Origin of the sequence: Nocardia sp. NBC_01327, assembly GCF_035958815.1 — a bacterium.
Classification (GTDB): Bacteria; Actinomycetota; Actinomycetes; order Mycobacteriales; family Mycobacteriaceae; genus Nocardia.
Genome location: NZ_CP108383.1, coordinates 6,468,621 through 6,488,759, shown reverse-complemented (window position 1 = coordinate 6,488,759; position 20,139 = coordinate 6,468,621). Strand labels below are relative to the sequence as shown.

Below are 20,139 nucleotides of genomic sequence, written 5' to 3'. Positions count from 1 at the left end.
CCCGCCGGCGGCGGCACTGCCTCGAACGTCCCGCCGGTATCAGCTGCCGGCGTGGGCGGTCGTTTTATTGCCGTGGCGGTGCAGCGTTTCCAGTGCCTCGATGAGGACCTTCGGATTGTGGCTGCCCTTGTAGACCGGCTTGGGCTGGGTATCGAGTCCCAGCAGCGTGGCCACGGCGACCTGGGCGGTGCGGACGGAGTATTCGACCGTGAAGACGACATCATCGGGGACTTCGGCGTACTGGCCGATGAAAGCGAGGTTGGTCGAGCCCGCCGGAACCACATCGGGGCGGTCGCCGTGTGAGCGGACCAGGAACTGACTCGTGATGTAGGGCATGATCGCCGGAATCACGATGGAGTTCTTCATGATCTGTTCGCGATTGTCGATGGTCAAGTGCGACAACGCTTCCTGCAGGATTTCGGCGCCGGTGCAGGCGGACATCGGCTTCTGGACGTGATTGCCGGCCTTGTCCGGGAACAGGGCGTAGCCCCACCAGACGAAGGTGTCCGAAGGCTGCTCCCGGAAGTGCGGCTGGTGGTTCAGCACGATGGTCAGCAGCCAGTTGGAATCCTTGAAGGTGATCAGGCCGCCCTTGCCCGCCTCGCTGCCGCTGAACTTCTCCATCTCGGCGAAGAAGGTCGGGTCCTTGGTGGTCACCGTGAACGATTCCCAGGTGGAATCGGTGATCGAGGAATCGAATACCTCCGGCCTGCCCAGGCCCGGGCGTTTCGCGGCCAGCGTGCGCCACAGCTGCCAGGCGCCCGCCGAGCCGGAAGTATCCAGGACAGGGGCTTTATCGGTGGCGCCGAGCGTCGAGTCGGCCGTCATGGAACCGTTGGTGACCATGACCAGATCGCCGGCGCCGACCTTGATCTCCTCGGTCTTGCCGCCGCTGGTCACGGTGAGCGCCTCGGCGGTCAGCGCATCGCCGCCGGCCAGGCGCACATCGGTGACCCGTGCCCCGAGCCGGATGGTGACACCCTGCTCGGTGAGCCACTTCAGCATGGGCCGCACGATCGAGTCGAACTGGTTGTACTTGGTCCGGTAGATCCCGGACATGGAGTCGAAGGTCTTGAACAGGTGCACGAATCGATTGAGATAGCGGCGGAACTCGATCGCGGAATGCCACGGTTCGAATGCGAAGGTCGTGCACCACATCCACCAGAAATTGGTGGTGAAGAATTCGGGGCTGAAACAGTCGGTGATGCGTTTGCCGTCGAGCATCTGCTCCGGGGTGGCAACACATTTGACGAGTTCGAGCCGGTCGCGTTCGGTGAATCCCATGGAATGCGCGTCGATCGGTTCACCGGCCGCATCGACCAGGCGGGCATGGTCGTCCCAGGCGAAATCCTTGTGGAAGGCGAAGGTGTCATCGGTGACCGAGACGGCGGGGTTGTCCAGTGAGGGGATGGAACGCAGCAGGTCATAGGTGCAATCGAAGTGGATCTCGAACATGCGGCCACCGCGCATGGTGTAACCGGTCTCCGGCGAGCCCGCCGCGTCCAGACTGCCGCCCTCGCGGCCCTGCTCTTCCAGAATGACGATATCGGAACCGGCGAAACCGCCGTCGCGAATCAAGAATGCCGCCGCGGAGAGTGACGCGATTCCGCTTCCCACCAGGTACGCCTTCGCCATGATCAACCTCTTTCAGGATATCTATCACTGTCAGGGTTTCTATCGATGAGCGTTGCACCGGAGACGCCGGTAATTTCGACCCTAATCAATTCGGGCCGGGCCGTACAGCCCTCGATCAATTCGTTCGGTCGGCATAGCCCAGTGGAAGTTTGCCGGGCGGGCCGTCGATGACGGAATCGTCTTCCTGCTCTCGGGTTTCCAGGTAGGTGATGCGCCCGGCCGAGGAGACGAGGGTCAGCGGGTAGGTCGGTCCGAGATCGCGGGCGGCGATGATCTCGTCCAGATTGTCCTCGTAGCGGGTGAGGGTGCTCTCGGGATAGTCGAGCATCCACTGCGGGTACGAAATGCTGGTGTGCACCTGGCGGCCCGTGAGATACACGATGATGACGGTGGTCGTGCCCGTCGGCTCCACCCAGGCCAGTTTGTACAGGTCGTCGCTGAGCTGGATGATCTTCGCCGCCTGGTTCTTGGACCACCGGCCGAACATCGGGCCCATCAGGCACCGGGATTCGATGGTCTCCGCATTGCGCACGTAGAGCTCGTACTTCCAGCCGTTCTCATACACGTAGATCACGTGCTTGCCGAGAATCCCGGTCAGATCACCGGTGAACGCGGCATTCGAGATGGTGGGGCCAGCACTCATCGATAGATCCTCTCGGTCGACCTGCGCGTTCGGGACCTGGGCTTTTACCAGCCTAATGACTCGGACCGGTATTCGCGGGGAAGTGCCCACCATATTCATTTGTGATGGCAGGTAGCAGAACCAGCTATTGGACAGATGGCAAGGCTGCTCGCAGAGTGGGGTCATGACTTTGTTTCGCGATCTGCGGCATTACATCGACAATCTCACCGACACACTGGGTAAGGAGGAGGTGCGGGTGATCGACGGCGCGCACTGGGACCTCGAAATCGGCGCTCTCACAGAGCTTCTCGCCGAAGCGGAGGGACCGGCGCTGCTGTTCGACAATATTCCGGGCTATCCGCCGGGCTATCGGGTGTTCGCCAATTTCATGGGCACCGCGCAGCGGTGTGCGGTCGCGCTCGGATTGCCTTCGGACACACCGAAAATGGAGATCATCCGGGCGTGGAAAGAACTGAGCAGGGCGATCGAGCCGATCCCGCCGGTGGTGGTGCCGACCGGATCGGTGCTCGAAAACGTCATGGCGGGAGACGATGTCGATCTGACCGTGTTCCCGACACCGCGCTGGCACGACGGGGACGGTGGCCGGTATATCGGGACCGCCTGTATGGTCATCACCCGCGATCCGGATACCGGATGGGTGAATGTCGGTACCTACCGGGGCTGTGTGCAGGGCAGGGACCGCCTGTCGCTGTGGATGCTGGGTAACCGGCATGCGCGTGCGATCGCGCAGAAGTACTGGGATCGGGGCGAAGCGTGCCCGATCGCTATTGTCGTCGGGTCGGATCCGATCCTGTCCACGGTGGCCGCAATCGCTGCACCCGAAGGGGTTTCGGAGTACGACGTGGCCGGTGGCCTGCGCGGTCAAGCGGTGGAGGTGCTGTACGCCCCGGGCTCGGATCTGCCGATTCCCGCGCATGCGGAGATCGTCATCCTGGGTGAGATGCCGCCGGTCGCAGAGGAATCGATGCTCGAGGGCCCCTTCGGGGAGTGGACGGGCTATTTCACCCATGCCGGGCAGGAGACCGTGGTGCGGGTGAACCGGATCATGCACCGGAATGATCCGATCATTCTCGGTGCGCCGCCGATGATTCCGACGGTTCCGGCCGGCGATCAGGCGGTGCCGCTGTATTCCGCATCGGTCACCTGGGATCACCTGGAAGCCTCGGGCGTGCAGAACATTCGAGGCGTGTGGGCGTACGCGCGGCAGTTGATGATGGTCATCTCGGTCGAGCAGACCGGTGCGGGCGATGCGATGCACGCGCTGCTGGCGGCGGCCGGTCGTAAGCGGACCGGTGGCATGGAACGCTATTTCGTGGTGGTCGACGAGGATATCGACATCACCGATATCAATCATGTGCTGTGGGCGATCTTCACCCGGGTGGATCCGTCGGAATCGATGCATATCCTCCGGGCTCCGACCACCGCGATCGATCCGCGGCTCTCACCGGCCAAGCGCGCGGCCGGGGATATGTCGATGGGGATCGTGCTCATCGACGCGTGTAAACCGTTCGCCTGGAAGGATTCCTACCCGCGCGCGAACCGTTTCGGGGAACCGTACCGGGCCGAGATCCGCGAGAAGTGGAAGGCCACGCTACCGCTGTAGCGCCGATCGCCGTCCCGTACCGATCGATGAAAGGCCGAATGGTCATGACGATTCCGGACGAAATCTCCGCGCTGCTGCGTGGATTCCCCACTGTCGGAGCCTGTGAGCAGGCATTTCCATTTCTCTCGGTCGATGCGGACGGGTTCCCGCACAGCGCCCTGCTCTCGCGCTCGGAACTCGAGCCCGCGGTCGGCGGCGAAACGCTGCTGGCCGCGGTGGCGAGCAGCCGTACCCGGGCGAATCTGCTGCGATCGGGTACCGCGGCATTGCTCGCCGTGGACGGTACGGTCTGTCACCACCTCAAGCTGGGACTGGTGGCCTCGGTGATCTTCGAGGATGTTCTCGGCTGTGAGTTCGCGCTGGCCGAGCACAAGCGTGACGACATCGGTATCGCCATGCGGCCATTGACATTTCGTACTTCCGCAGACCTCGTCGAGGAAGAGAACTGGGCGCGCAGCGCCATGGTATTCGCCCGGCTGGAAGCCGGCCGGGCCGCCCGGAAGGGGGAATAGTGGCCGAATCGGTACAGCGCATCATCGTCGGCATCACCGGGGCCAGTGGTGCACCGTACGCCGTGCGTCTCTTGCAGACCCTGCGTGAAATGCCGGAAATAGAAACACATCTCGTGATGAGCACCTGGGCGAGATCCAATATCGAGATGGAGACGCCCTATACGGTCCGTGAGGTCGCGGCGCTGGGCGATGTCTCCTACAAGCTGGGCGAACAGGGCGCGGCGATTTCGTCGGGATCATTCCGGACAGCCGGGATGATCATCGTGCCGTGCAGTATGCGCACGCTCTCCGCAGTTCGGTACGGGCAGGCGGACAACCTCATCTGCCGCGCCGCGGATGTGGTGCTCAAGGAACGCCGCCGCCTGATCCTGGTGCCCCGCGAGACGCCGCTCAATGAGATCCATCTCGAGAATATGCTCGCGCTGAGCCGGATGGGTGCGCGCATCGTGCCGCCGATGCCGGCGTTCTACAACCGCCCCGAAACCATCGACGACCTGGTCGATCACGTGGTGACCCGGATTCTCGACCAGTTCGATCTCGATGCGCCGCAGGCGAAGCGGTGGCGCGGACTGGATGCGGCCCGTCAGGAACGCGCCGCGGACGGCGTTGCCGCACTGCCCGGGCGCTGAGCGGCCGGGCGCTTCGATGCCAGCGCGGCGGTGTGCTCGATGAACGCCCGGGCGGCGGGCCGGGCGGCGACGGCCTCGAGCCAGATGATGCCGAGCCGCCCCGCCGGGAGTTCGGGCACCGGTACGCTCACCACTCGATCATTGTGTGCGAGAGCCGATTCCGGAACCAGGGCCATGCCGAGACCCTTCTCCACCATCATGACGAGAATATCGGGGCTGCCCGCCTCGAACGCGATGCGCGCGCGAACACCGGCCTTGGCCAGCGCCCGATCCAGCTGCCAGCGCAGCCCCGAACCCTCGGGGAGGGCGATCAGCGGCCGGTCACTCAGCACGGACAGGGGAAGTGCCGCCTCGAGCGCCAGCGGATCGGACGGCAGCAGTACCGCCACCACACGCTCCCGATGCAATTCCCGGGTGTGCAGTCCCGTCACGGTTTCGTCGATGAGGCTGGTGAACGCGACATCGAGGACACCCTCGCGCAGGCGCCGGACCAGTCCCGCCGCACTGTCTTCGATCAAGGAGATATCGACGCCGGGATGCGCGCGATGGAAGGACGCGAGGGTTTCGGGCAGATCGATACTGCGCGGGGAGATCGAGCTGATACTGCCGACCGCCACATGGCCGCGCAGCAGTCCGGTCAGCGCGTCGATCGCGCCGCGACCGGCGTCGAGTGCCGCCAGCGCGGCCCGTGCGTGCGGCAGCAGCGCATCGCCCGCGGCGGTGAGGACCACCGTGCGCGGGCGACGCTCGAAAAGCGGTTGGCCCAGTTCATGTTCCAGCGCCTTGATCTGGGCGCTGACACCGGACTGGGCCACATGCACGCGCGCTGCCGCACCGGTGAAGGTGCCGGTCTCGACGACGGCGATGAAGTAGTGCAGCTGGCGCAGGTCCATGGTCCATGTCTAGCGAACGGCGGACTCGGGGGATTCTCGGGGTAGGCGTGGGACCTGCGAGCGATGTGCGGACCGGTGCGGGCGTGTGAGTCTGCGGGTATGACTTCGATGCTGAGCGCCGGGCGGATCGTGGCGGGTGGAGTGGCGCTGGTGTGCGCGCTGACCGCATGTACGCCGCGGGCGGATTCGACGCCGCGGCAGCCGCTGTCCGATGCCGGGCGAGCCGAGGTGCAGCGCGCACTGGATGCGGCGGTCGCGGCCGGAACGCCGGGTATCCAGGTGGTGGTCACCGAGCAGGGGAAGGACTGGACCGCTGCCTCGGGGGTGGGGAATATCGCGACCGGCGCGCCCTTTCCCGACGCTGCCCGGGTCCGAATCGGCAGTAATACCAAGGCTTTCGTAGCCACGGTGATGATGCAGCTGGTGGCCGCGGGCACCGTGGATCTGGAGGCCCCGATCGAGCGGTATCTCCCCGGTGTGGTGCAGGGCGGCGGTATCGACGGCAATCGGATCACCGTGCGAAATCTCATGCAGCACACCAGCGGACTGCCCGACTATCTCGAATTGCCGGAGCTGGACGGGGATTACGAGGCAATGCTGAAGCAGCGCTTCGACTCCGCCGCGCTGGTGCACAGCGCACTGAGCACCATGCCCGCGCACTTCCCGCCGGGGGAGAAGGCCGAGTACAGCAATACCAACTATCTGATCGTCGGCATGCTGGTCGAGCGGATCACCGGAAAACCCTTCGCGGACGAGATCACCCGGCGCATCATCGAACCCCTCGGGCTGAAAGCCACCTACATTCCCGCACCGGGTGAGATCGAGCTGCGCGATCCGCATGCGCAGGGCTACGAGATCATCGACGGTCAGCGCACCGACCTCACCCGATTGGAGACCTCCTGGGCGGGCTCGGCCGGAGCGATGGTCTCCACCGGCAGCGAGGTGAACCGGTTCTTCACCGCACTCCTGACCGGAAAGCTGCTGCAGCCGGCGCAACTGGCCGAAATGCGGAGCGATCCGCAGCCGCTCACCAATCGCGAGGGCATCGATTACGGTCTCGGCCTCGCGCGGCTGTCGGTGCCGTGCGGTGCGCAGGTGTGGGGCCACGGCGGTTCCATCCCCGGCTTCCGGACTTACGACGGGGTGACCGCGGACGGCCGCGCGGTGACCGTGCTGGCCAACCTGCGCGCCTCCGACCCGGCCACGGCGGCCGCACAGCAGCACGTATTCGATGCGGCGATCTGCGCGGCCTCCTGAATCAGGCCCCGCCGCTGCCGCTGGTGATCCCCTTGCACGTCACGCTGGAATTGCCGCTGAGGCTGACCGCGATGCCGCCCGCATCGCAGAAGTGCTTGCCGCCCTCCGCGGATCCCGCGGCGAAACCGGTCGGTGACAGCGACGATCCGGCATCCGTACCGGCCACCAGCGTCACGGGTTCCGCCGCCGAATCACCCGCGGCGATCACACCCCCGCCCGCGAAGCAGAGGCTCGCTACTGCAATACCTTCGGCGAGCAATCTCCCGGTCCGGGACGGTGGCATAGTGGTTCTCCTGTTCGCGCACGCCGACCGAGGGGTCGCCGTGCGCGAACTCTAACCGAGGCGGCGCGTGGAAAAGCACCTCCGGAGCTGTGAGTTCCATGTGAACGCATACTCCGCCAACGTCTTTCGACGCGCCTTGACAGGTCACTCGCACCGAGCCTAGCGTCAGAATCTCAGCCACCGATTTCACCCAATTCAAGGGATGATTCCTATGCTTCGTGGCGCGATTCTGTGCAGTGCGGCGGTGGGTGTGCTCGCGGCGGCCGCCTGTTCGACCTCTTCGACTTCGTCCACGTCACCGTCGACCAGTCCTCCGGTGACCTCCGTATCCACTGGTTCTCCGGCCACCGCGCAGGGCGGGCTGCAGCTCGAGAGCATGCCCACCGGGACGGCGGTGCTGAGCTGGGATCCGGCCACGACGCTCGTCACCGCGGCGATCGATATGCAGGGCTTCACACCGAGCAGCAGCCATGCCATGCATATCCATCCCGGTACCTGTGCCGATCAGACGCAGCCGCCGTCGGTGCCGTTCCCGGACATCACCGCCGACGCCTCCGGGGCGATCCGGCAGAGCGTGGTCAGCGGGCCGGCCCCCGGCGGAATCCCCGGCGGGTCGTATCTGAACATTCACCTGGCGCCCAGCGCCCAGCTCGGCGCAGCCACCGACGTGAGCTTCACACCGATCGGCTGCGCGGACATTCCCGCGGACACACCCCAGGCGGGGCCGGTGACGTTGAAAGTCGCTGCGCCACAGAAGAACGGCCAGGCTCCCGCGGGTACGGTCAAGCTCACCTACGACGGCACCCAGCACAGTCTGCAGGTGGTCGTGAACGCTACCGGCCTGCCCGCCGGCAGTGCCCACGCCGTGCACATCCACACCGGAAGCTGTGCGGCCCAGGGCGCAGTCCTCTACCCGCTACCCGATCTGCAGGCCGACGGCGCCGGCGACGGTTCGCTGACGGCAACCGTCGACAATGTCGCCACCGCGCCTCCGGCGACCGGCTGGTACGTGAACGTGCATATGGGTCCGATGAGCCAGATCCTCGACGGAAGCACCCCGACGCTGCTGTTCGCGCCCATTCTGTGTGCGAACGTCACCGGGTAGGCACGAGGATTCAGGCGTTGGGAAATTCGAGGTCTGTCCAGCGGGCGGTGCGGGTGAAGCCGAGCCGCTCGTAGACCGCCTGCGCCGGATTGCCGTCGGTGACCGACAACCCCAGTGCAGTCAGGCCCGCGTCGCTGGCACGGGCCGTCACGCAGTGCAGGAGCAGCGCCCCGAGTCCGGCGTAGTCGGGTCCGGGGTGCCGGAATGCCTCGGATATCCACGGGCCCGCCAATGGCGGCTTGCCCTCGGCATCCTGGACGAGGACCGCCGCGACCACGCGGCGACCGTCCCAGGCGACGGCGCTGCACGGGTGCAGGGGACCCATGAGCGTCCCGTCGTACAGCCCGTCGAGTGATGCGGGCGCATCGTCGTCGTGATCGGGATGCCCCGGGGGATAGGCGGCCAGCAGCGCTTCGTACAGGGCCTCGGGGGGAAATTGCCCGGCGGGCAGGATTTGCAGACCCGAGGGCAACCTCGGTTCCGGAATCGGCGGGGACAGCGACAGCGTGTAGGTGAAGAATGTCCGCAGCCGCCTGGCGCCGGCATCGACGAGATCGCTCCCGAATCCGCCTGCGACCGTGGCTCCCCAGCCCGCCAGGGACCGCACGATCGCGGCCGCAGCGGCACCGGGCGAAACCTCTGCGGCACAGCACAATTCATCCGCCCACGGCCGCCCCCCGCGTTCATCCCGTTCGAAATAGCCGAGCGGGTTTCCGTCGCGATCGAGGATTGCCTCGATGACCTCCCCGCCCGCATCCATTTCGGCCTCCTCCGTGTCGGGCCGCGCGCTCGGCCGCAGGGGATGGTAGCTGAGTGTTCGCGTTTCTAGCGTCCGCCGGAGCCTGTTTCGAGGGAGTCCAGGATTGTGGTCGGTGGTTTCGCGGGCGCGTCACCACTGTGCTGCAGGACAAAATTGGCCAGGCTGGTGGCGGGGACGTCGGGCCGGCCGCCGTTCTGCACCGCGGCCGTGGAGAAGGTGTCCAGATGGCTCGCGCTCGGCGCGATCACGGTGTCCTTGCTGTCCAAGAACCTCGGCAGGCCGCGGAAAGCCCCGAACGATTTGCCGCCGAGAATGGTCAGCACGGGCACGGTGTCCTGCCAATGCGGATTCTTGAAACCTGCCAGTTCACCACCGCGGTAGCCCGCGGCGAGGAATCCGAGATCGATGAGATGACGGAGGTTTTCATAGGAATCGATGAAGCCGACCCCGTCCACCGAGGTACCGACGGAATCGGCGAAATTGGTGGCCGACGCGATCTCCAGTGTGGGATCGGTATAGCGGACTCCATCGACGGTGTACAAGCCCGCCTCCGGTACCTGGTTGTAGTCGAGCCACCGGTAGACGGTCTGGCCATCGGCGGCGAGCGGCGCGATCTTCGTACTCGCACCGCCGCCGAAGTCGACGAGCGTGCCGAGCAGGGGAATCCGGCGCAGCACATCCGGGATCGGGAAGCTCTTCACGCCCACCGGCCCGCCCGGATCCACCCCGCCGAAGCTGGCCTGAATGGCGACGATCGGCGAGGAGTTGTCATCCAGCAGAGTGCCGAGCAGCGCCATATTCGTGGCCCGCAGCTTCGTCGGATCCGTTTGCCCGGTAAGGAATTTCAGATAGTCCTGGGTGATGAACGCGCGCCCGGCCAGTTCGTCGACCAGCCCGGTCGGAAAGTTCTGCAGCCCCTGCGGAATTCGAGTGAGTAGCTCGCTCTCCGCATCCGGTTCGAACCGGGCGGCAATGCCGGCGATCTTGGCGACCTCGGCTATGGCGGGGAACCCGACCTCGCCGAGTCCGACGGCCTGCCCGAGGGCGCCGCCGTCGATGGCGCGCGGGATGATTCCGCTCCGCAGTCCCTCGACGACCAGTGGATAGGGCTGGCCGCCGATCAGGTTCCACGCGTCCTTGACGATGGTGTCGCCGAGGAATTGATAGTCGGCGCCGAGGATTCCGTCGAGCCCGAACATGCCGGCGACCTGATCCTTCACCGCGCCACCGGAAGTCGCGGGATCACCGCCGAAGTCCCAGGCCGCGAAGTGCCCGGCGAGGAATACGCCCTGGGAGTGCCCGCCGACGAAGACCTTCTTCTTGCGGTCGGCGGCGAGCGGTATCTCATGGGTGAGCACGAACTGCATATCGCGCACGATCTGGCCCATGCCCATATCCGCCAGCGCCGGTTCATGCTGCGAGGACCAGCCCTGGAATCGCTGACCGTCGATCTCTTTTCCGTTGTAGTAGTAGTCGATTGCGATCCGGTAGTCCTTCGCCGCGATCGCCGCGTCCAGTCCGGTGGTGTCCTCGGCGCAGTTCTCACGCCGGTCCAGACCCCAGACTTCCGCGCGCTTGCCCTGCGCTTTCAGCTGTCGCAGGGTATTGCGGGCCAGTGGATCGAAGGCGGCGCCGCCCTCCACGGTGCCGGGCTGGATCACGATGATCGCATCGGCGTCATCGGCATCCTCCGGCCCGTCGTCCAGCCGCCAGCGCATGTACTTCGTCCGATCGCACTTCGCGCTGTGCGGCAGCGATCCCGGCAGCATCGGATAGTCGTAGGACACAACGCTTTTGGTGATCCCGTCGCTGTCGCCCGCGGCGGTCTCGTGGCGAATGCCGTCGTCGGCGGAGGCCGCCGGGGCCAATCCGGTGAAGAGGATGGCCGCGCAGGCGCAGAGAGCGGCCGAGGCGAGCAGTGGGTGTTGTTGCATGGCAACCCCGAATACCTTCAAGTACCGCAGCGGTACCGAACAGTGTTATTGATCGTCGAATCTTCCCGCGATCATGTTCCGGTCGTAATGACTGCACCGGCCATTGGATGGACTTCACCGGTCAGGCGGACGGTGGGGCTCTGCGCGGGTGGTAACAAGGTCTTCATCGCATATTCGTTCGGCAAAGGCGGGAAACACACAGCTTCGGCTGGCAAGGTGGGGGGATGACGTCTGTAGTGATAGCCGGGGCCGGTCTCGCGGGAGTTGCGTGTGCGCACAAGCTCGCCTCGGCCGGCGTCGACGTCGTGCTGGTCGACCGCAATGACTACCACCAGTTTCAGCCGCTGCTGTATCAGGTGGCGACCTCGCAGCTCCCCGCCGAGGATGTCGCGCGGCCCTTGGCGGCGATCTTCGCCAAGCAGCCGAATGTGCGATTGATCCAGTCCGAGATCGTGGATATCGATTTCCGCTCCCGGTCGCTGACGACCGGCGAGGGCGAGACCGTCACCGGCCACTACCTGGTGCTGGCCGCCGGCGCGTGCGCGAACTTCTTCGGAACGCCGGGGGCGGCGGAACATTCGTTCCCCCTGTACTCGATCGTCGATGCCGAGCGGCTGCGCCTGCATGTGCGGTCCATGCTCGAAACGCGTTCGGGCCCGCTCGATGTGGTCGTCACCGGTGGCGGGCCGACGGGTGTGGAGACCGCGGGAGCCTTCGCCGAACTGTTCGCCGCGCTGCGCACGATGGAGCATGCGGGCGGCGCGGCCGATGTCTACCTGGTCAATCACGGTGATGCGCTGCTGGCGCCGTTCAGTGAGCGGTCACACAAATATGCCTTCGAGAAGCTCACCGAACACGGTGTGAAGGTGAAACTCGGCGTAGGCGTGAGCAAGATCGAGGCCGGGAGCGTTCAGCTCAGTGACGGGACGGTGCTGGCGACGCAGACCACGGTGTGGGCCGGCGGGGAATCGGCCTCGCCGGTCGCGCACGAATGCGGTGTCGCACCGGGGCACGGCGGGCGCATCGATGTGACCGCGGACCTCACGGTCGACGGGTACTGGGGCGTCTACGCGATCGGAGACGTCGCGAATATTCATGACGGAGAGGGCAAGACGCTTCCGCAACTCGGTTCGGTGGCACAGCAGTCCGGGGTGTGGGCGGCCGAGAACATCATCCGGGAGATCACGGACAAGGACCGGAAGCCGTTCCACTACAAGGACAAAGGCATTATGGCCATGATCGGCCGCGGCGCCGCGATCGCCGAGGTGGGCGAGCATCGTCATCACATCCACGGCCCGGTGGCGTGTGCGGCCTGGCTGGGCGTGCACGCCGCACTGCTCAGCGGTGCGCACAGCAAGGTCGACGCCTTCATGTCGTGGGCCTGGGACTACATGGATCGTGATCACGCCGCACTGGTCGAATGCCACGGTGATCCGAAACGCATTGCCTGGGAAGACGATAAGAAGCCGACCCTGTCGACGGTCCGCCCGCCGCGGTGATCCCGGAGCTCACACCTTGACGCCGAGCGCCCCCGCGACGGCACGGGTGAGGTGGTCGGTGATCTCGGCGCGCTGCCAGTGCCGGTGCTCCGCCAGGTCGTAGACGACGCGTTCGTCGAAGATCGTGATCCACAGCAGCACCGCGTAGGTGACGTCGAATTCGGTCGTCTTCCCTTCGCGCGCCAGCGCTTTCAGCACATCGGCGAGCCGGTCGTGCATGGCGGTGATCGCCTCGTCGCCATCCCCGAGCCGTTCGATGAAGCCATTGCTGCTGCGGATATAGCGCACCGCCGGGCCCCACTGCATGGCCTGTTCGACCCAGGTGCGGCAGAACCGGTGGAAGCGTTCGACCGGATCGAGATCCGCCGCGGCCGCGGCATCGACCTCGGCGAAGGCTTCCAGCAATTGTTCGATGGCGCGGCGATGGAAAGCCTGCATCGCATCCTGCGGGGTCGGGAAGTGCCGGTATGCCGTGGCCACGCCGACGCCCGCCTCGGCGGCGAGTTCGGGTATCGAAAAGCCGATCCGACCGGCCTGCAGCAGATTGCGGACCGCGTCGACCAGCAGCACTCGGCTGCGCTGGGCATCGCTGCGGGTATTCACGGGCACGCTTCCATCCTGCACAAACACCTGCGGCGCCGGGGCGAGTGGGTCGAAATCGGTGTCCTGGGCGCGCCGCGCCGCGTGCTGACGTAGACCATCATCCGCCCTCGAGTAGAGAAGTTCTTCTCAATTGTCTATTCTCTAACCGAGAAGATCTCCTCACTTGGGAGGGTTGATGAGGGCAGCGGTTCCGGGCGCGCTCCTGGTGCTGATCATGGCGCAGCCCAATATGGCGACGGGCATGATGCCGTACTACCGGCACGCCTGGTCGCTGGCGCCGCTGCTCATCACCGTGATCTTCGCGGCCTACCTGTTCGCGCTCACGCCGACGCTGTCGATACTCGGGACACCACCCTCGCGCAGCGGGTGGTGGTGGCGGATCGGCGTGGGCAGCGTCTTCGGGATGGCCGCGGATCTTGCTATGGCAGTGGCGCATTCGGCCTGGCCCGCCTGCGTGGCGCGGATCTGCGCCGGACTCTCGGTCGGTCTGGTGACCGGATCGCTGGCCGGATTGATCCTGGAGCGCCGGGGCGAGCGGGGTCGCACGGCGATGGCGAGCGCGACCGTATTCGGTTCCGCGCTGGGTACCTTCGCGGCGGCGGGCCTGGCGCAGTATCTGCCCGCGCCGGGCGTCACCGTGTACCTGGTGCACGCGCTGCTGCTCGGAGCTGTTGCGCTGCTTGTGCTTTCCGATCGCGCAACACGACCGGCCGCTCCACCGCGCAGGGCGCAGACCCCCCATGTCGAGAGCGAAGCTCCGCTGGCGGGGTATCTCACCGGAATCGCCGCGTGGGTGTCCGCCGGTCTGGTGGTCGCGCTGCTGCCGAGTTACGGTGCGGAGCTGCTGGGCACCAAAAACCTCACCCTGCTGGCGCTGCCGGTGACCCTGTATCTGGTCAGCGCCTGGGTCGCACAGCGTGTCCTGACGCCGAATACCCTGCCCGCCGAGCCGGTTACGGCGCAGCTGATCATCATCGCGGGTGTGGCGATCGCGGCCGCGGTGTCGTGGGTGCCGAGCCTGCCGCTGCTGCTCTGCGGCGGCGTGATCGCGGGGTGTGGTCAGGGCATCGCGTATCGCACCGGGCTCCGGATCGTCAGTGCCGCAACGGCACCCGATCAGCATGCCCGGATCTCCTCGCGCTTCGCGGCCGTCGCCTACCTGTGCGCGGCGGTCGGCACCATCGGTCTGGGCATTGTCGCCACCGTCGCATCGATGCGCGATGCGGTACTGGCCGCGGCCGCGGTTCTGATCGTGGTCGCCGCGGTCACCTCGCTCGTCCGCAGGCGCGCAACGGCGCGCGCCGCGGACTCCCTCCTCGTTCTGCAGCCTTCGACAATCGCATAGACCGGGTCGCCGCATTCCGCACGCACTTATCGGCGTGCGGTATTCGCATGTCTGAAACATGTTGTGCCACAACACATTTCGCTGAAATCACGAAACGGGTTCGTTACTTGCGTTCATCGGCACACAAACTTCGGTTGGTTCACTGAATACACAAGAAACAAATACATTCCCAGCGAATGGATTCCAGTCATGGCAGCACCCACCCGGGTCGGGCCCTCCGCCACGCGGCGGCCGACCGCATTCCGCGTACGCAGTACCGACGCCTCGATCGCTTCGGCGGCAACAACCGATGGGGCGCTCAAACGCACTCTCGGGCGTACCGATCTGATCGCCATGGGGGTCGGAACCATTGTCGGCGCCGGCATATTCGTCACCACCGGCGTTGCCGCGGCAACCAAGGCCGGACCCTCGATCGTCCTGTCATTTCTGCTGGCAGGGGCGATCTGCGTGCTGGTGGCGCTGTGCTACAGCGAGTTGGCGGCAATGACGCCGGTCTCCGGCAGCGCCTATACCTACACCTATTCGACCATGGGTGAGGTCCCGGCTTTCCTGGTCGGATGGAATCTGCTGCTCGAATATGCGGTGGCCACGGCGGCAATTGCCATCGGCTGGTCCGGATTATTCGGTGCGGCCCTGAAATCGCTTTTCAGCGTCACCCTTCCGAAGGCAATTTCGGCGGGGCCCAGCGATGGCGGAGTAGTCAATCTTCCGGCGGTTGTCATCGTCGGACTCATCGTCGCCGTACTGGTCTTCGAAGTGAAGATCGCCGCCGCGGTGGTGAAAACACTGGTGGCCCTGACCATTGCCGTCCTCATTGTGGTGATCGCGGTCGGTGCGCCGCATGTGCACGCCGGCAACTGGGCGCCGTTCATGCCGTTCGGCGTCAATGGCATCGCGGGCGGGGCGGCCATGGCCTTCTTCGCCTATCTCGGCTTCGATGTGGTCGCCACCTCGGCCGAGGAGACCCGTAATCCGCGTAAGGACATGCCCTGGGGCATTATCGGCTCTGTGGTCATCGCGACCCTGCTATATATCGCGGTGAGTGCCGTATTGACCGGTGTCGCACCGTATTCCAGCTTGAACAACTCCGCGCCGGTGGCTACCGCGCTGGCGGCGATCGGCGCCGGGTGGATCGGCAAGGTGATCCTGGTGGCCTCGGTGATCGCGCTGACCAAGGGCCTGCTGATGGTCTTCTACGGGCAGACCCGGCTGCTGTTCGCCATGAGCCGCGACGGACTGGTGCCGAAGGCGCTGTGCCGCACCAGCTCCCGCGGCGCTCCCGTGCGGCTGAGTCTGCTGCTGGGCACGGTGATCGCGGTGGTCGCGGGGCTGACGCCGATCGACACCGTCGCCGAACTGGTGAATATCGGTGCGCTGTTCGCCTTCCTCATCGTCGCCCTGGGCGTGATGATCCTGCGCCGCACCGATCCGGATCGGCCGCGACCGTTCCGGACCCCGCTCATGCCGCTGGTGCCGATTGTGGCGATCGCCGGATGCATCTGGCTGGCAACCACATTCGAGACGCTGACCTGGCTGCGCTTCGTGATCTGGAGTGCCGTCGGCGGAGTTCTCTACCTCACCTACGGCCGCCGGCACTCCGTGGTCGCCGCGGGAGGTGCCGCGTGACCGCGCAGCTGGACAGCTTCTATCCGACCCAGGTCACCTTCGGCACCCACGACGAGATCCACCGCGCGGCGGCCGCGGCGCTGGACTCCGATGTTCTCGACTTCGTCGAAGGCGGTGCGGGCAAGGAGATCACGCTGCGCGCCAATCTGGCGGCGTTCGGCCGCTGGCGGATTCTGCCCGAACCGATGAGCGGTGTCGCCACCCCCTCGACCCGGACCGAACTGCTGGGGATGTCCCTCGAAACCCCGGTCATCACCGCGCCTTTCGGTGGTGACGCACTGTTCCATCCCGACGGTCACCTCGCCGTCGCCCGGGCCGCCCAGCATCGGGGCGCACTGTCGATCGTGCCCGAGGCCGGCAGCTTCTCCTACGAAGAGGTCCACGCGGTCGCCCCGCGCGCCGCGCGCATTGCCCAGCTGCACCCGTTCGCGCATGCGGCCGCGGTGGCGGACCGGGTGCGGCGGGCCGGTTTCGAGGCGCTCTGCGTCACGGTGGACTGCCCGGTCGGCGGCTTCCGCACCCGCAATATGGGTAATCGCTTCGACCCGGACCAGCGCCTGTTCGCGGGCAACCTCACCGGGGAGAACGGCGCTCCGGGTGTTGCCGAGGTATTCGGGCAGCTACTCAAACAGGGTGGCTCCGTGTGGAATTGGGATCAGTTGACCGATGCGGCGGCCGATTTCGGACTGCCGTGGATCGCCAAGGGCATTCTCACGCCGGCGGCGGCCGAACGGGCGCTCGCCGCGGGTGCTTCGGCGCTGGTGGTGTCGAATCACGGTGGCCGCCAGCTGGATCCGGCGCCCGCGAGTCTGGATATGCTGCCGGGTATTCGAGCGGCGGTGGGGACCGAACTGCCGATCCTGCTGGACAGCGGAATCCGCACCGGCAGCGATGTGTATCTGGCGCTGGCACTGGGCGCGGACGCGGTGATCATCGGGCGCTCGGCCATCTATGGACTCGCGGCGGCCGGTGAGGCCGGGGTGGATCGGGTGCTGGAGCTGCTGACCGAGGAGCTGCGGACACTGATGATCCTCTCCGGCGCCGCGACGATCGGCGATATCGACGCCGCCCGCATTACGAGGGCAGTCCCGTGAGCGCCGCGCCGTTCCCCTCGTTCCGCAGTGGTGGCGGGCTGATATTCACCTCCGGCCTCGCCGCGATCGACCCCGCCACCATGGCCCTGTCGGCAACCACCTTCGACGAGCAGGCCGCCGCGGTATTCGACCAGCTCGATGCGGTACTGGCCGAAACCGGCAGTTCGCGCGAGGAGGTACTCGAACTCGAATGCTATCTGGCCGACCGCCGATGGTTTCCGGCCTGGAATGCCGCCTTCAGCAAATTTTTCACGTCAGCCGCACCGGCGCGGACCACGACCGTCACCACCCTGCCCATCGAGGGGCTGCTCATCGAAATCCAGGCGATCGCCATCGCCCCAGCTCGAGGAAGATCATCATGACCGCAGTGACACCGCTCGTGCATCCCCACGCCGGCATCGGCGACTTCACCATCCGCGACGTCATCGAGGGCCAGACCGCCGGTCAGCTCATTGTCGCGGCCGACGACTGGGGCTGGTGGACAACGCTGCTCGGCGGCGACACCATCGCGCCCAGCACCGGTATCCAGCAGACCGTCGCCCACGGCCTGGTCCGGGCGGGCTTCCTGGCCCGGCGCGGCCACCGCTACCACCTCACCCACACCGGCCACGATGTCGGCAAGAACCGCGGCTTCGTCCGGTGCGCGGTCCGCGGCTGGGAACCGACCTTCCGGCGGCTCTCCAGCGCCGCACACGACGAATACATCCCCGCCGCAACCGAACCCGGCGAGGTGGCGCGCGCCTGCACCGATATCGCGCGGCGGCGGCCGGAGATATTCGCGACGATCGGCGCCTCGATTGCCGCCGACACCCCGGGCTGCACCATCGATCTCGGGTGCGCCGACGCCGGACGGGTCCAGGCGCTGGCCGGGCTGGCGCCGCGGGAACAGTTCCTCGGTGTCGATATCGAGGACGAGGTGATCGACGCCGCGACCGTCGACGTCGCGGAACTCGGACTCTCCGATCGGATCACGCTGCTGCCGGGTTCGGTGCAACCGGAACCGCAGCTGCCCGCCTGGCTCGGCAAGATCGACCGGGAGAGCGTCACCACGGCCATGTCCTTCTTCCTGCTGCATCAGCTCGCCAGCGACGGCGACGGCATCGCGGCGGTGCTGCGCGGCTGGATGGAGTGGTTCCCCAATGTGCGCCGCCTCGTCATCGGCGACGGCTATCTGCTCGAGGCCGAGCACTGGACCCAACAGCCCTGGTTCTCACCGACTTACGAGATCTACCACACCATCACCGGTGTGCGGCTGTGGACGCAGCTCGAATACGAACGCGCCTTCGCCGAGCTGGGCTGGTCGGTGACGCGGCGGATGGAGGATCACACCATGCTGGTCACCACCATTCTGGAACGCGGGTGACCACAGCGTTCGACGGCACGCCCTTCGATATCGACACCCGGCCCGCGGTGCTCGATCAGTTCACCGCCGACGAGACCGGCCGCCTCGGCCGCCGCCCGCGTGGCATCGCCTACGCGACCGGTCTCGACGACGTGCTGGCGGTCGTCGGGTGGGCACGCGATACCCGCACGCCGCTGATCGCCCGCGGTGCGGGCACCAGCCTGGAGGGTCATCTGCTGGCTCGCGGAGATGAGTTGATTCTCGATCTGTCGCAGGCGAATTCGATTCTGGACCTGGCGCCCGCCGACTTCACCGCCACCGTGCAGCCGGGCGTCACCCGCACCCGGCTCAATGCGGCGGCGGCCGAATTCGGCCTGCAATTCACCGTGGATCCCGGCGCGGACGCCTCGCTGGGCGGGATGGCCGCGACCAATGCCAGTGGCACCACGAGTGTGCGGTACGGCGGTATGCGCGCCAATGTTCCTGCGCTGCAGGCGGTATTCGCCGACGGCCGGGTCGCGCGGCTGGGCCGGGCGGTGCGCAAGAGCTCCAGCGGCTACGACCTGAAGGATCTGGTGATCGGGTCGGCGGGCACCCTGGCGGTCATCACCGAACTCACCGTGCGATTGCATCCGATTCCGGAATGGTTGCGGTCGCTGCGGATTTCGTTTCCGACGGTACGGGAGGCGGTGGCCGCGGCGGTCGAACTGCTCGGGCTCGCGGTGCCGGTGAGCCGGCTCGAGTTCGTCGACGCCGCGAGCATGGCCGCTGTCAACGTTTTTCGTGGCAGCCGATACGCCGAGTCACCGGCCCTGTTCATCGACCTGGAGGCGGCTTCGTCGGCCGCGGCCGATGCGGACGAGCGTGAGATCCAGCGGGTCTGCCGCGCGTACCACGCGCACGGCATCGATGTGGCCCGCACCCATACCGAGCGCCACACCCTGTGGGAGGACCGCCACCAACTGTTCTTCGCCCTCAAGGCCCGCAGTCCGGGACACCGCTTCCTCGTGACCGACACCGCCGTGCCCTACTCGCGCATTGCCGATGCGGTCGGCACGGCCACCCGGCTCGGCGCGGAACTCGGCCTGGATATCAGCGTCGCGGGCCATATCGGGGACGGCAATGTCCATGTGGTGGTGCCCTACATCGAGACGACGCTGCCGACCGCGCTGCGCTTCTCCGATGAGGTGGTGCGGCACGCTCTCGCGGTGGGCGGCACCGCCTCCGGTGAACACGGCATCGGCCTGACGAAAAAGAAGTACCTGCGCGCCGAGCACGGCCCGGCCGTGGACATCATGACCACCGTCAAACAGGCCCTGGACCCATACGGATTGCTCAATCCGGGCAAGATCCTCGACGCCTGACAAGCGTTTTCC

Annotated in this window: 19 protein-coding genes; 12 read left to right on the top strand and 7 right to left on the bottom strand. The window is 66.3% G+C overall.

What is annotated here, in order from left to right:
- Nucleotides 1-39: 39 nt before the first annotated feature.
- Nucleotides 40-1,635: an oleate hydratase gene (locus tag OG326_RS29880; RefSeq protein ID WP_327140471.1), complete on the bottom strand. Its 1,596-nt coding sequence runs from the start codon at nucleotides 1,633-1,635 to the stop codon at nucleotides 40-42.
- A gap of 115 nt (nucleotides 1,636-1,750) precedes the next feature.
- Nucleotides 1,751-2,278 (bottom strand): phenolic acid decarboxylase, encoded by a 528-nt coding sequence (locus OG326_RS29875; RefSeq protein ID WP_327140470.1) that lies wholly within the window; start codon nucleotides 2,276-2,278, stop codon nucleotides 1,751-1,753.
- Nucleotides 2,279-2,459: 181 nt separating this feature from the next.
- Between OG326_RS29875 and OG326_RS29870 the strand changes: the two genes are divergently transcribed.
- From OG326_RS29870 to OG326_RS29860, 3 genes are read left to right on the top strand one after another with little or no spacing between them, the layout of a single operon-like run.
- On the top strand, nucleotides 2,460-3,881 hold the full coding sequence (locus tag OG326_RS29870) for a UbiD family decarboxylase (protein ID WP_327146617.1): 1,422 nt from the start codon (nucleotides 2,460-2,462) through the stop codon (nucleotides 3,879-3,881).
- Nucleotides 3,882-3,907: 26 nt separating this feature from the next.
- Nucleotides 3,908-4,393, top strand: a complete 486-nt coding sequence (locus tag OG326_RS29865) for a hypothetical protein (protein WP_327140469.1) — start codon at nucleotides 3,908-3,910, stop codon at nucleotides 4,391-4,393.
- Nucleotides 4,393-5,022 (top strand): non-oxidative hydroxyarylic acid decarboxylases subunit B, encoded by a 630-nt coding sequence (locus tag OG326_RS29860; protein ID WP_327140468.1) that lies wholly within the window; start codon nucleotides 4,393-4,395, stop codon nucleotides 5,020-5,022. Before OG326_RS29865 ends, OG326_RS29860 begins: the two co-directional genes overlap by 1 nt.
- Here OG326_RS29860 and OG326_RS29855 read toward each other — a convergent pair.
- On the bottom strand, nucleotides 4,977-5,915 hold the full coding sequence (locus tag OG326_RS29855) for a LysR family transcriptional regulator (protein ID WP_327140467.1): 939 nt from the start codon (nucleotides 5,913-5,915) through the stop codon (nucleotides 4,977-4,979). The two genes, OG326_RS29860 and OG326_RS29855, sit on opposite strands and share 46 nt — an antisense overlap.
- A 99-nt stretch (nucleotides 5,916-6,014) precedes the next feature.
- On the opposite strand from OG326_RS29855, the gene OG326_RS29850 reads away from it, so the two are divergent.
- Nucleotides 6,015-7,172 (top strand): serine hydrolase domain-containing protein, encoded by a 1,158-nt coding sequence (locus tag OG326_RS29850; protein ID WP_327140466.1) that lies wholly within the window; start codon nucleotides 6,015-6,017, stop codon nucleotides 7,170-7,172.
- 1 nt (nucleotide 7,173) lies between these two features.
- On the opposite strand, the gene OG326_RS29845 is transcribed toward OG326_RS29850, so the two are convergent.
- A complete protein-coding gene (locus OG326_RS29845; protein ID WP_327140465.1) occupies nucleotides 7,174-7,455 on the bottom strand; it encodes a hypothetical protein in 282 nt (93 codons plus the stop codon).
- Nucleotides 7,456-7,771: 316 nt separating this feature from the next.
- On the opposite strand from OG326_RS29845, the gene OG326_RS29840 reads away from it, so the two are divergent.
- Nucleotides 7,772-8,560 carry a CHRD domain-containing protein gene (locus OG326_RS29840; RefSeq protein WP_327140464.1) on the top strand — a complete coding sequence of 263 codons (789 nt, stop codon included), beginning with the start codon at nucleotides 7,772-7,774 and terminating at the stop codon, nucleotides 8,558-8,560.
- A 10-nt stretch (nucleotides 8,561-8,570) separates the two neighbouring features.
- On the opposite strand, the gene OG326_RS29835 is transcribed toward OG326_RS29840, so the two are convergent.
- Nucleotides 8,571-9,320 (bottom strand): GNAT family N-acetyltransferase, encoded by a 750-nt coding sequence (locus OG326_RS29835; protein ID WP_327140463.1) that lies wholly within the window; start codon nucleotides 9,318-9,320, stop codon nucleotides 8,571-8,573.
- 65 nt (nucleotides 9,321-9,385) lie between these two features.
- Nucleotides 9,386-11,254, bottom strand: coding sequence for a hypothetical protein (locus OG326_RS29830; RefSeq protein ID WP_327140462.1), 1,869 nt, complete (start codon nucleotides 11,252-11,254; stop codon nucleotides 9,386-9,388).
- Nucleotides 11,255-11,478: 224 nt separating this feature from the next.
- Between OG326_RS29830 and OG326_RS29825 the strand changes: the two genes are divergently transcribed.
- Nucleotides 11,479-12,753, top strand: coding sequence for an NAD(P)/FAD-dependent oxidoreductase (locus OG326_RS29825; protein ID WP_327140461.1), 1,275 nt, complete (start codon nucleotides 11,479-11,481; stop codon nucleotides 12,751-12,753).
- Between the two features lie 9 nt (nucleotides 12,754-12,762).
- Here the strand turns inward: OG326_RS29825 and OG326_RS29820 are convergent, their stop codons facing one another.
- Nucleotides 12,763-13,362, bottom strand: a complete 600-nt coding sequence (locus OG326_RS29820; RefSeq protein ID WP_327140460.1) for a TetR/AcrR family transcriptional regulator — start codon at nucleotides 13,360-13,362, stop codon at nucleotides 12,763-12,765.
- A 169-nt stretch (nucleotides 13,363-13,531) separates the two neighbouring features.
- On the opposite strand from OG326_RS29820, the gene OG326_RS29815 reads away from it, so the two are divergent.
- The 6 genes from OG326_RS29815 to OG326_RS29790 all read left to right on the top strand — a co-directional run bounded on the left by OG326_RS29815 (nucleotide 13,532) and on the right by OG326_RS29790 (nucleotide 20,127).
- Nucleotides 13,532-14,701 (top strand): hypothetical protein, encoded by a 1,170-nt coding sequence (locus OG326_RS29815; protein ID WP_327140459.1) that lies wholly within the window; start codon nucleotides 13,532-13,534, stop codon nucleotides 14,699-14,701.
- A 189-nt stretch (nucleotides 14,702-14,890) separates the two neighbouring features.
- Nucleotides 14,891-16,327, top strand: a complete 1,437-nt coding sequence (locus tag OG326_RS29810; protein ID WP_327140458.1) for an amino acid permease — start codon at nucleotides 14,891-14,893, stop codon at nucleotides 16,325-16,327.
- The gene (locus tag OG326_RS29805) at nucleotides 16,324-17,421 is read left to right on the top strand and encodes an alpha-hydroxy acid oxidase (protein ID WP_327140456.1); all 1,098 of its coding nucleotides are present in this window, start codon (nucleotides 16,324-16,326) and stop codon (nucleotides 17,419-17,421) included. The genes OG326_RS29810 and OG326_RS29805 overlap by 4 nt, the downstream gene beginning before the upstream one ends.
- On the top strand, nucleotides 17,418-17,783 hold the full coding sequence (locus OG326_RS29800) for a RidA family protein (RefSeq protein ID WP_327140455.1): 366 nt from the start codon (nucleotides 17,418-17,420) through the stop codon (nucleotides 17,781-17,783). Before OG326_RS29805 ends, OG326_RS29800 begins: the two co-directional genes overlap by 4 nt.
- Entirely contained in the window at nucleotides 17,780-18,784 is a 1,005-nt protein-coding gene (locus tag OG326_RS29795; protein WP_327140454.1) for a hypothetical protein, read from the top strand. Before OG326_RS29800 ends, OG326_RS29795 begins: the two co-directional genes overlap by 4 nt.
- Nucleotides 18,781-20,127 (top strand): FAD-binding oxidoreductase, encoded by a 1,347-nt coding sequence (locus OG326_RS29790; RefSeq protein WP_327140453.1) that lies wholly within the window; start codon nucleotides 18,781-18,783, stop codon nucleotides 20,125-20,127. The genes OG326_RS29795 and OG326_RS29790 overlap by 4 nt, the downstream gene beginning before the upstream one ends.
- Nucleotides 20,128-20,139 lie beyond the last annotated feature (12 nt).